The following is a 10,980-nucleotide window of genomic DNA, read 5'->3' as shown; positions in this document are numbered from 1 at the left end:
AAAGGCACATCAATGACCCACCCCTCTGACACAGCGGACATATTCACCGCCGGTGACGAGCTCTTCTGCAGCGAGTGGTTTGAGATTGACCGCGATCACCTACGGCAGTTCGCATATTCGACCTACCTCACCGCGGACGACGTGGATCTCACGATCAGCAATAACAATCCGCTCGGTCCAGATCTCATCGACGGCTTCATGCTGCTGAGCCTGTTATTGCATTTCGAGTTCAAGTTCGCGCCACGTGGAGTCGACGGCTCCTACGGCTTCAATTACGGTCTGAACAGCGTCCGATTCACGTCACCGGTCATGATCGGCGAGAGGATCCGGGTGCGGTCGACGGTCGCATCACTGGTTCCGCGCGGCGATGACCGGCTATTGACCACCGACAACGTGATCGAGGTCGAAGGACGGCAGAAACCGGCCATGGTTGCGCAGTGGCTCGTATTGAAATGCGCTCCGACCGAAGATAGTCGCTAGCGTGGCGACACCACGCTTCGACAAGATCAGTGACTACCTGCGCTACTGGGCGTCAAAGGCGCCAGGCAGGACGGCGTACCGCCATGGAGAAGATGTCGCGACGTACAGCCGTCTCAACGCCGAAGTCGACCGGTTTGCGCGTGCACTGCTCGCGGCCGGGGTCGGGGCAGGCGACCGGGTGGCCGTCCGGTCGACCCCACGACCGGAGTTTTGGATCTCGTTCCTGGCCACGACCTCGATCGGTGCCGTGTGGCTGGGCATCAACCCTCGCTACAAGGAGCGCGAACTCGACCACGTCATATCGGACAGCAAACCGCGGATCGTGTTCGCGCAGGTTAGTGCGGATGACCGGACCGCGGACGACGAGCTCACGCGGGTTCTTGTTGACGGCGGCGCACCGCCGCCGGTGACCTTCGGCGACGAACCAACGGAGCTCGCCGAGTTTCTCGCTGCGGGCGGGGAGGTCTCCTCGGTCGAGCTGAAGCGTGCTCAAAACGCGGTCGAGCCCGACCGGGCGGCGCTAATCGTGTACACCTCGGGAAGCACAGGGGTACCTAAAGGAGCGATGCTCTCCAACGTCGGGCTGTGCCGCAGTTTCGAGATTCAGGCCCGACATCACGGAGACGACGTCATGGCCGTGATTGCTAACCTACCGATCAATCACATCGGCGGAGTTGGTGATCTGTGCTGTACGCCGTTCATCAACGGAGGGTCGATTGTTTTCCAGGAGACATTCGACCCGGCCGCGATTCTCCGGGCGGTAGAGCGCGACGGTGTCACGACCTTGATGCAAGTGCCGACGATGTTGAAGATGATCGCGGAGCACCCGGCATTCGACGCGACCGATTTGACGACGCTGAAGAGCGTCCATTGGGGCGGCGGGCCGTTGCCGCTATCCATCATCGAGGCGTATCGGTCGCGTGGACTGCGCGTCGGCACGACATATGGGCTCACGGAGATTACCGGGTCGGTGACGTATTCGAAGGAATCGGCATCGAGCATCCAACTGTCCGAAAGTGTGGGTCACCCTGTCGACGAGGTAGACCTTAGGTTGGAAGCCGAAGACGGCTCGGCGGCCACGACCGGGAAAGAGGGTGAGATCCTCGTCCGGCACCCCGGCCAATTCATCGGCTACTTCAACCGGCCCGACGCGACATCCGCGGCGATGAGCGACGACGGCTACCTCCGTACGGGAGACGTCGGCGTACTGGAACCCGACGGCTCACTCAGGCTCGTCGGTCGCATGCACGAGATGTACAAGTCCGGCGGATACAACGTGTACCCGCGCGAGGTCGAGTTGGTACTGGAATCGCACCCCGAGGTACGTCTCTCCGCCGTAGTGGCGCGCCCCGATCCCGTGTACGACGAAGTTGGCGTGGCGTTCGTAGAGATCGGCCAGTTTGACGAGGAACCTGAGATTGAGCTGCGTAGATGGTGCCGAGCGCGTCTTGCCAACTTCAAGATCCCCAAAGAGTTCCGAATCGTAGAAGCACTCCCGTTACTGCCCATCGGCAAGGTCGACAAAGTCGCGTTGCGAGAGCAGGCGCGCGGCTAGGGCGGTGTGATGCGGCTGGCGTCCGGACAAAGACGCCGCCGACGTCGTACGCGAGGACTAGCGATTGCGAGGTTCCCTCGCAGTTACTCCCACCCGTTGGTGATCCGCACGCACTAGCACAGCGTGATAAAATGTGCGCATGAGAGGTAGTGAAAAGTCGGCAACGCTAGATACGGCGACTGTGCTGCGACTTCGCGACGCGGATATCACGGAGTCTGAGTTGGCGGAGGCTCTCGATCGAGTACTCGGCGCAACGACTGCGGTTGGCCGTATCCGCACAGCGCCGACGCTGTCAGCAGGCGAGCAGTCAATCCTCGATGCCCACGGTGGCATCGTTCCGGCGAGCGATGAGGCGATTCGCTCGGGTGAACATGACGTGATCGCGCGCTTGGCGTTAGTCGATGCACGAACGCTCACTACGGAACAGGTCGCCAAACGGTTGAAAACCGACCCTAGCCGGGTGCGGCACCGGCTGCGGGCGAGATCGTTGTATGCGTTGCCCAGCACCGGGCGGACTCGGCGCTTCCCAATCTGGCAATTCACCGATGGGGGGGTGGTGCCCGGGTTGAGGGAGGTCCTTGCCGCGCTGCCGGAGGATATGCACCCGTTCGAGGTCGAGGACTTCTTCTCGAGCCGGTCTAGCGAACTGGTGCTCAACGGTGAGGAACTTTCACCCCTATTGTGGCTTCACGCGAACGGCGATCCCGCACGAGTCGTGACCTACGCGATGAGTATGGCCGAAGGGTTGTAAGTGGCGAAGTTGCCCGCGCCGCCTTCGGTCGATGAACTACGGCAGAACGAGCCGAAATTCTATCAACTTGAAGGCGTACTGTGGCGCATCCATTTTCTCACTGCCGCACATCCGTCAGTGTGGGACGGCTTTCGTTACTTTGGCCCGCTTCCGAGTGGGCGATTCGACCCGCAGCCCGCGGGCGCCGCCGCGATCAGTTCCGAGGGTGTTGCATATGTAGCGCGCGACATCGCAACCGCTCTCGCGGAGGTCTTTCAGGTTGGCGGATCGATGTCGCGACGGCGGACCATCAATACCGTCCGGCGTTCGCCGTACCTGACGGGTTTCACCGTTACTCGTCCGATGACACTCCTCGACCTCACGGAGGTATGGCCGGTATCAATCGGGGCGTCCCACGCGATCAATACCGGCAGAAAGGACGTGACCCGGGCATGGGCGCGAGCCTTCCGGGAAGCGTGGCCCGACAGCGATGGTTTGTATTACTCCTCGTCGATGACAGGACGTCCATGCGCAACGTTGTTCAATCCCGCGCGTTCAGCGTTACCTGTGGCGCCAGATCTCAGCCGTGGCCTCCGGGACGATGCGCTTTACCGAACAATTAGGGCCGCCGCGCTGGAGATCGGATACGACGTCATTTGACCGCCCGCCCGGCAGAATAAGGCTTAGGAGCGCGGCTGCAGGACTGCCTGCGATTGCGTCACCTGGGAGAGCAGCTTGCCGTCCTGGTTGGTGATCTCGGTGCGTACGACGATCACGGTGCGTCCGGCTTGCAGCGGGATCGCGGTGGCGTACGCCGTTTCACCCTCGCGCAGCCCGCGGATGAAGACGGTCGAGGACGAGGTGGTCGTCGTACCGGCGCCTTCGGGCAGGTTCAGCATCGCGCAGATCGCGCCGACCGAGTCGCCGAAGGTCATGAACGCGCCGCCGTGCATGATGCCGCCGGAGGTGCAGATCTGCGGCGACCATTCCAGATGCGCGCGCACTCGTTCGGGCGTAGCTTCGTCCATCACCATGCCGAGGGACTCGGCCCACGGCTGCCGCTTGACGAAGTCCTGCGGGTCCTTGTCGGCGATCGACTGGATCGTGGTTTGTGCCTCGGCCATTCGTGTCTCCTGAACTGTGTGTATGCCGGATAAGCGGGTTACTTCGGATCTATGCCGAGCTCTTTCATCGCGGCCGGGAGCGCGGCGCCCATACCCTCCACGACGGACTTGAGACCGGACTGCGGGCGGATCATCACGCGTAGGTCGTCGATCAGGCCGTCGGCGTTGACGTGGATGAAGTCCGCGCCTTCGAGCTCGCGGTCGCCGACGCGTGCCTCGAAGACCAGGACGCTGTCCGGAGAGCCGGGATCGCCGATCTCGCGGGTGTAGCGGAAGTCTTCGAACACGCGGTTGACCGCACGGAGGATCGCCGAGACGACGGGTTTGCCTTCGTACGGTTTGTAGACGGCCGGGCTACGAAAGACGATGTCATCGGCGAGCAGCGCTTCGATCTTCTCGTGGTCCTGGGACTCGACGGCCTTCTTGAAATCCTGCATAGTGACTCCCTGGATCGGCGTACGCGTTGATACCCGAGCCTACGCAAAGAGGGACGTGCGCAACATGAGGGAAGTGGATTGTTGATGGACAGTACGTCGTTTGACGGCCGCGTCGTGGTGGTGTCCGGTGCCGGGTCGCGCGGTGATGGCATCGGCAACGGCCGCGGGTCGGCCATCCTGATGGCGCGCTCCGGCGCCCGGGTCGCGTTGCTCGACCAGCGTCGCGACTGGGCCGAGCAGACCCAGCAGATGATCAGCGACGAGGGCGGCACGAGCATGGTGGTCGAGGCCGACGCCGCCGACAACGACTCCGCGCGGGCCGCGATCGATCAGGTGCTGGCCGAGTGGGGCTCGATCTACGGCCTGGTCAACGTCGTCGGGATCGGCGGGGCACCGGGTACGGCGCTCGACGTGGACCCGGACGCCTGGGACCTCGGGATGCAGATCAATGTCAAGTCGATGATGCTGATGGCGAAGTACTGCCTGCCCAGCATGCTGGAGAACGGTTCGGGGTCAATCGTCAACCTATCCTCGGTCGCGGGGCTCAAGGGCGGCATCCCGCACTTGCTGTACCCGACGTCCAAGGCGGCCGTCATCGGTCTCACCCATGCGATGGCCAGCCACCACGGGCGGCAGGGCGTCCGCGTCAACTGCGTCGCCCCCGGCATGGTCTACACCCCCATGGTGTCGGCGCGTGGCATGACCGACGATGCCCGCGCCGCGCGTCAGGAACGTTCGATCCTCGGCACCGAGGGCAGCGGCTGGGATGTCGCCGAGGCCGTGCATTATCTGATGAGTGACGCCGCCAAGTGGGTGACCGGCGTCGTACTCCCCGTTGATGCCGGGGCGTCAGTCGGTACGCCGAACTACCCGACCCTTCCCGCAGACAAAGGTCCGTTCAAGAATCACTGACACGAAGATGGAGAACTACATGACCGAATCGCCTCGCGTCCTCCCAGTCCCGCCGGAGGAACGCACCGAGCAGCAGCAGCAGCTGATGAAGGACGCCGGCAAGGAATACCGCGTATTTAGCACGATGATCCGCCATCCCGAGGTGTTCGGCGCCTACCTGCCGCTCGGGTCGCGGCTGCTCGGCAAGTCGATGCTGACCGGTCGTGAGCGGGAGATCCTGATCCTGCGCGCGGCGTACGGCGCCCGCGCGGACTACGAATGGGGCCACCACGCCCGGATCGGCAGCAAGGCAGGGATCGAGGACGAGGTGATCGCGCAGTTGGGCACCGAAACGCCGGCGCTCGACCCGAGCGATGCGCTGCTGGTGACCGCCGCGGACGAGTTGCTCACGGACCACCGGATCGGCGAGCAGACGTGGACTGCGCTGGCCGAACGGTTCGACGAGAAGCAGATTATCGAGATCTGCATGCTGGTCGGTTCCTACGTGATGCTCGGCGGCGCGCTCAATTCGATGCAGGTGCAATTGGAGGACGGATTCCCCATCGCTCCCTGGCTTTAGCGACGTTCAACCGCGGGAAATGGGGGCAAAATAGAAGTGTCAAGTTCTTCTCCCCTAGGAGGTGGGCCACAATGACCACCGAACCGCAAGTAACACCCCAGACAACCGCGTCGATGGCGCGCCATCCGGACATGCTCGAACTGCGTGAACGCTATGGCCGCGCGGCCGAAGAGCCGATCACGAAAGGCGCCGAAGGCCTGACCTTCCTCGCTGCCGGGTACGTCGCAATATCGGCCTGGGTCGTCGGATTCAGCGGCAGCGCGCCGTCACTGACGATCAACAACCTGATCGTCGGCGTCGCCACAATGGTCGTCGTACTCGGCCTCGTCGCCGCGTATGAGCGCACCCATGGCATGTCCTGGGTTGTTCCCCTGCTCGGCGTCTGGCTGATTATCTCGCCGTGGGTGATCAACGGTGTGACGACGTCGACCGGGATGATCCTCAGCAACGTGATCGCTGGGGCGTGCATCGTGGTATTCGGCGGCGGTATCAGCGTGATGAGCAGGTACGCCCTGAAGCATCGCTGATCGTCGGTCTGACACAACTCCGCCGGCGAGCTCAACACCTGTTGGGTTCGCCGGCGGAGTTGTACTGTCATCGAGAGGTGCGCCGTGGAGCGTGCTCTAGCGGAGGGGTTGTCGGATGGCAGATATCATTGGGGACTGCGATGCTCGGTTCGAGCCGGTGCGTGGGGTTGTCGGCGATTTAATCGACAAAGGCGAGGACGTCGGTACGTCGGTCACGGTGCTGATTGAGGGCAAACCGGTCATCGACATCTGGGGCGGCTGGGTCGATGAACAGAAGTCCGCGCCGTGGGGCCGGGACACGATCACCAACGTGTGGTCGACAACGAAGACGATGACGGCGCTGTGCGCGCTGATGCTGATCGACCGAGGCCAGCTCGACCCGGACGCCCCGGTCGCGAAATACTGGCCGGAGTTCGCGCAAAACGGCAAGGACAACGTGCTGGTGCGGCACCTGATGTCGCACACGTCCGGGGTGTCGGGATGGGACCAGCCGGTCGAGGTCGCGGACATCTATGACTGGGACAAGTCGACCGGAATGCTTGCGGCGCAGGGACCCTGGTGGGAGCCGGGTACGGCATCGGGGTACCACGCAATCGACTTCGGGCACCTTATTGGTGAGGTCATCCGTCGGGTCACCGGCAAGAAGCTCGGCGAGTTCTTCGCCGACGAGGTCGCCGGGCCGCTCGGCGCGGACTTCTTCATCGGGCTGCCGGATTCGGAGTTTTCTCGGGTATCCAACGTGATCCCGCCCCCGCCATTGCCGATCCCCGAGGGGATCCCGATGGACAGTGTCATGATGAAGACGTTCAGCGGACCGGCGCCGGACGCGTCGGACTCGTGGACTCCCGAGTGGCGCCGCGCAGATATCGGGGGAGCGAACGGTCACGGCAATGCCCGCTCGGTTGCGCGAGCCCAGTCGGTGATAGTCAATGGCGGCGAGGTGGACGGCGTACGGCTGCTGTCCAAGGACACGATCGACCTGATCTTCAAGGAGCAGTCCAACGGCGTCGACCAGGTCCTCGGCGTACCGATCCGGTTCGGCATCGGTTACGGCCTCGAGGTCTCCGAGCAGCCCTACATTCCCGTGGGTCGGGTATGTTTCTGGGGAGGCTGGGGCGGTTCGGTGATCATCAATGATCTTGAGCGCAACTTGACGATCAGCTACATGATGAACAAGATGTCGCCTGGCCTCGTCGGCAGCGTCTCCAGCGAAGCAATCGTGAAGGCCGTCTACGCCGCCCTCGATTAATCTGTCCGCTACTCCACTACGAAGTCCGGTAGCCGTTCCCCGACGTCGAGCATCTGCGCGATCGCAGCGGCTGCGCGGGGAGCGCCTTTGCCGTCACCATAAGGGTTCACAGCGTTCGCCATCTCCTTATATGCCGCCTCATCCCGCAGCAACTCAAGTACCGATTCGACGATCAGCGGCCCGTCGGTCCCGACGAGCCGCACGGTCCCGGCGGTCACGGCCTCGGGGCGTTCGGTGGTGTCACGCATGACCAGCACCGGCTTGCCGAGGCTGGGTGCCTCCTCCTGCACCCCGCCCGAGTCGGTGAGAATGACCGTCGAGGCGGCGATCAGCCGCGCGAACTCGCCGTACGCCATCGGCTCGGTCAGTACGACGTTGTCCAGCTCGCCCAGGATGGGCACGACCACGTCGCGCACGATGGGGTTACGGTGCATCGGCAGCACGATCGCGAGGTCGGGTTCGGCGCGGGCGATCTGCGCGACGGCGTTCATGGTCTCGCGCATCTTCGCGCCCCACGACTCGCGGCGGTGGGTGGTGATCAGCAGGATCCGCCGGCCGCTCGACACGATCTTTTCGATCGCGGGGTCGGATAAATCGATCTGTTGGTCGACGGTCCAGTGCAGGGCATCGATCACAGTGTTGCCGATGACCGGCACGATGGACTCGTCAATGTTCTCGGCGAGCAGGTTCGCTTTGGAGATCGCGGTCGGCGCGAGGTGCAGGGCGGCGATGGGGGACGTGAGGCGCCGGTTCATCTCTTCCGGGAACGGGGAGCGCATGTTTCCGGTGCGCAGGCCCGCCTCGAGATGGACAACGGGGATCTGTTCGTAAAATGCAGCCAGCGCACCGGCGAACGCGGTCGTCGTGTCGCCCTGTACGACGACCGCGTCCGGGCGGGACTGAACGAGCATCTCGTTGATGCGCTCCAACGCCCGAGTGGTGATCTGAGTGAGGGTGGCGCCGGGCTGCATCAGGTCGAGGTCGTGGTCGGGGGTGATGTTGAAGATGGCGTTGACTTGGTCGAGCATTTCGCGGTGCTGCCCGGTGACCGCGACGATCGGCTCGATGTCATCCTGACGGGCGAGGGCCTCGACCAGTGGCGCCATCTTGATCGCCTCGGGACGGGTCCCGTAGATCGTCATCACACGCAACATCTTCGCTCCTCTAAGTCACATCAACCGATAGCCGCGTCATGGACGCCGTACCCAGGCTCACCTGGCCCAAAGCCTCGCGGCGTAACCATATCGCTTGTGCTCGTGCCGCCGAGAAGCCGGCGGAAACTGGTGCCAGCCGCCTTTCGGCGGGACGTGACGACAGGGCCGGACGGTGCGCGCACAGTCGCGCTGACGCGATGCTCCGAGTTAGTCGCGCCTCGATTTTCGTGATGCGATGGCATTCCGCGGCGTAATGCGGCAGAATGCAAGGCAGCCATTCTCAATGTTCGGGGGGACATGAAATGAGGCTTTCTGTAATAGGTTGCGGTTATCTGGGGGCAGTGCACGCAGCGTCCATGGCAAAACTGGGCCACGAAGTCGTTGGTATCGACATCGATCAGAATCGGATCGATACCTTAAGCGCAGGCCAGGCGCCATTTTACGAACCGGGTCTGCCCGAGGTGCTCAACGAAGCGCTCGCATCCGGTCGACTCAGGTTCAGCACCGACATGGCCAGCGCGCGTGATGCGGACGTGCATTTCTTATGTGTCGGTACGCCGCAAAAGGCGGGCGAATACGCCGCGGACCTGACTTACGTGGACAGCGCGATCGATGCGCTTATCCCATACCTTGGCGAGGGCGCGCTAGTCGTCGGTAAGTCGACGGTGCCGGTAGGCACGGCGGCGCGGTTGGATATTGCCATTCGAGAAGCACAGCCGTCGGCGATGCTCGCTTGGAATCCGGAGTTCCTGCGCGAAGGTTTCGCGGTAAAGGACACGCTGCACCCAGACCGGCTCGTCTACGGACTGCCAGTTGGATATGCCCACACCATCGCGAAGGCGATGCTAGACGAGGTCTATGCGGCCACGATCAAGGACGGGACACCCGTAGTGCAGACCGACTTCGTGACAGCCGAACTCGTCAAGGTAGCCGCGAACTCGTTCCTCGCCACCAAGATCTCCTTCATCAACGCGATGGCGGAATTGTGCGAGATCACTGGCGGTGACGTCACGCAGCTCGCTGATGCTATTGGACACGACAAGCGCATCGGTCGGCGGTTCCTCAACGCCGGAGTCGGGTTCGGCGGTGGATGCCTTCCGAAGGACATCCGCGCGTTCATGGCAAGAGCAGCGGAGCTCGGCGCGTCCGAGCCACTGTCATTCCTTCGGGAAGTCGATGCGATCAACGAACGGCGTCGCCATCGGATGGTTGAGCTGACAATCGAAGAGTGCGGCGGTTCTATTCGTGGAAAGCGAATCGCAGTGCTGGGTGCTGCGTTCAAGCCGGATAGTGACGATGTACGTAACTCTCCCGCTCTCGACATTGCCGCGGCGCTGCAGGCCGGCGGCGCGACAGTCATTGTCACTGATCCACAGGCGTTGGATAATGCTGCTCGGGTCCAGCCAACGTTGACTTACGCGAAGCCGATTTACGAAGCAGTGCTGAACGCGGATGCGGTGTTGTTGCTGACCGAATGGTCCGAGTATCGAGAGCTGGATCCCGATTCCCTCGCTCAGCTCGTGCGAAATCGCTGCATTCTCGACGGCCGGAATGTGCTGGATCCAGCGGTGTGGCGGGCCGCAGGGTGGAGTTATCGGGCACTTGGACGTGCGAGTGCGAATGGCGCTTTATCGCTCGCGACCGTTTAGAGCTGGACGCGAACGTTTAGAGCTACGAGCGTGAAGACGCGATAGGCCAGCGCGCGGGTGCCGCAGCCAACGGGATATTTTTGGGTTGCTTCCGCAACAAACGTCCGATGATGCCCCGGTGACTGTATTCAACCGTGCCGAAGTGCCGTGCACCACGATCTACGCAATAGCGCTAGCCGATGAGTACGCCGACCCACGACAACCGGATCTGTTCAAAGAGGCAGGGGTAAAGTAGCGAAATAAACAGCTTGGTTACCGGCAACACTAGGAATACCGCGGCACAAAGCCCGATTAGAGCCCAGCGCCGGACACGTAGGCGGGTTGAATCGACATACCGCTCCCAGACGATGTACAGCGCGTAAAAGAAGCCGACAAGACCTAGTAGGTCGGTGGCTGTCAGTCCATTCCTAGGGGTGAAGGTGATCAAAACCGGACCTTCGAGCCGATTGTTAGCAACCAGCCAGATGCCGCTCGCGAGCGCCAGAAAAACAGCAGCTATTGGTGATCGCGTGATTCTGCTGGCGATTGCCGCAATCACCAGCACCGCTAACGAAATCAGAGGTACTAAGAGCATTCCGTGACTTTCTTGCGGTCCAAGACGCCC

13 protein-coding genes are annotated in these 10,980 nt (G+C 62.6%); 9 read left to right on the top strand and 4 right to left on the bottom strand.

Features of this window, described 5'->3' with window-relative positions; genetic code table 11:
* Positions 1 to 12 precede the first annotated feature (12 nt).
* The 4 genes from CLV47_RS08295 (at position 13) to CLV47_RS08280 (ending at position 3,425) form a co-directional block, all read left to right on the top strand.
* Positions 13 to 480 carry a hotdog family protein gene (locus CLV47_RS08295; RefSeq protein ID WP_170111005.1) on the top strand — a complete coding sequence of 156 codons (468 nt, stop codon included), beginning with the start codon at positions 13 to 15 and terminating at the stop codon, positions 478 to 480.
* A 1-nt stretch (position 481) separates the two neighbouring features.
* Positions 482 to 2,035, top strand: a complete 1,554-nt coding sequence (locus CLV47_RS08290) for a class I adenylate-forming enzyme family protein (RefSeq protein ID WP_106348557.1) — start codon at positions 482 to 484, stop codon at positions 2,033 to 2,035.
* 139 nt (positions 2,036 to 2,174) lie between these two features.
* Positions 2,175 to 2,786, top strand: a complete 612-nt coding sequence (locus tag CLV47_RS08285) for a hypothetical protein (RefSeq protein WP_146135326.1) — start codon at positions 2,175 to 2,177, stop codon at positions 2,784 to 2,786.
* Complete coding sequence (locus CLV47_RS08280; RefSeq protein WP_106348555.1) at positions 2,787 to 3,425, top strand: RES family NAD+ phosphorylase; 639 nt, start codon at positions 2,787 to 2,789, stop codon at positions 3,423 to 3,425. It abuts the gene before it with no gap.
* A 23-nt stretch (positions 3,426 to 3,448) separates the two neighbouring features.
* On the opposite strand, the gene CLV47_RS08275 is transcribed toward CLV47_RS08280, so the two are convergent.
* Together CLV47_RS08275 and CLV47_RS08270 are read right to left on the bottom strand one after the other, a co-directional pair.
* The gene (locus CLV47_RS08275; RefSeq protein WP_106348554.1) at positions 3,449 to 3,889 is read right to left on the bottom strand and encodes a PaaI family thioesterase; all 441 of its coding nucleotides are present in this window, start codon (positions 3,887 to 3,889) and stop codon (positions 3,449 to 3,451) included.
* Between the two features lie 38 nt (positions 3,890 to 3,927).
* Positions 3,928 to 4,326, bottom strand: coding sequence for a nuclear transport factor 2 family protein (locus CLV47_RS08270; protein WP_106348553.1), 399 nt, complete (start codon positions 4,324 to 4,326; stop codon positions 3,928 to 3,930).
* Positions 4,327 to 4,410: 84 nt separating this feature from the next.
* Here CLV47_RS08270 and CLV47_RS08265 point away from each other — a divergent pair, with 84 nt between their 5' ends.
* From CLV47_RS08265 to CLV47_RS08250, 4 genes are all read left to right on the top strand, one after another.
* Positions 4,411 to 5,238 carry an SDR family NAD(P)-dependent oxidoreductase gene (locus tag CLV47_RS08265; RefSeq protein WP_106348552.1) on the top strand — a complete coding sequence of 276 codons (828 nt, stop codon included), beginning with the start codon at positions 4,411 to 4,413 and terminating at the stop codon, positions 5,236 to 5,238.
* A gap of 19 nt (positions 5,239 to 5,257) precedes the next feature.
* The gene (locus CLV47_RS08260; RefSeq protein WP_170111004.1) at positions 5,258 to 5,797 is read left to right on the top strand and encodes a carboxymuconolactone decarboxylase family protein; all 540 of its coding nucleotides are present in this window, start codon (positions 5,258 to 5,260) and stop codon (positions 5,795 to 5,797) included.
* Positions 5,798 to 5,868: 71 nt separating this feature from the next.
* Positions 5,869 to 6,324, top strand: coding sequence for an SPW repeat protein (locus CLV47_RS08255; protein ID WP_106348550.1), 456 nt, complete (start codon positions 5,869 to 5,871; stop codon positions 6,322 to 6,324).
* A 115-nt stretch (positions 6,325 to 6,439) separates the two neighbouring features.
* Complete coding sequence (locus CLV47_RS08250) at positions 6,440 to 7,573, top strand: serine hydrolase domain-containing protein (protein WP_106348549.1); 1,134 nt, start codon at positions 6,440 to 6,442, stop codon at positions 7,571 to 7,573.
* 8 nt (positions 7,574 to 7,581) lie between these two features.
* Here the strand turns inward: CLV47_RS08250 and wecB are convergent, their stop codons facing one another.
* A complete protein-coding gene (wecB, locus tag CLV47_RS08245) occupies positions 7,582 to 8,727 on the bottom strand; it encodes a non-hydrolyzing UDP-N-acetylglucosamine 2-epimerase (protein WP_146135325.1) in 1,146 nt (381 codons plus the stop codon).
* Between the two features lie 263 nt (positions 8,728 to 8,990).
* Between wecB and CLV47_RS08240 the strand changes: the two genes are divergently transcribed.
* Positions 8,991 to 10,376, top strand: coding sequence for a UDP-glucose dehydrogenase family protein (locus CLV47_RS08240; RefSeq protein WP_337589562.1), 1,386 nt, complete (start codon positions 8,991 to 8,993; stop codon positions 10,374 to 10,376).
* A gap of 172 nt (positions 10,377 to 10,548) precedes the next feature.
* Here the strand turns inward: CLV47_RS08240 and CLV47_RS08235 are convergent, their stop codons facing one another.
* Entirely contained in the window at positions 10,549 to 10,950 is a 402-nt protein-coding gene (locus CLV47_RS08235) for a hypothetical protein (RefSeq protein ID WP_106348547.1), read from the bottom strand.
* Positions 10,951 to 10,980 lie beyond the last annotated feature (30 nt).

This window comes from Antricoccus suffuscus (assembly GCF_003003235.1).
Taxonomy (GTDB): Bacteria; Actinomycetota; Actinomycetes; order Mycobacteriales; family Antricoccaceae; genus Antricoccus; species Antricoccus suffuscus.
The sequence above is the reverse complement of the archived record's forward strand: the minus strand, read 5'-3'. Positions and strand labels throughout refer to the sequence as shown.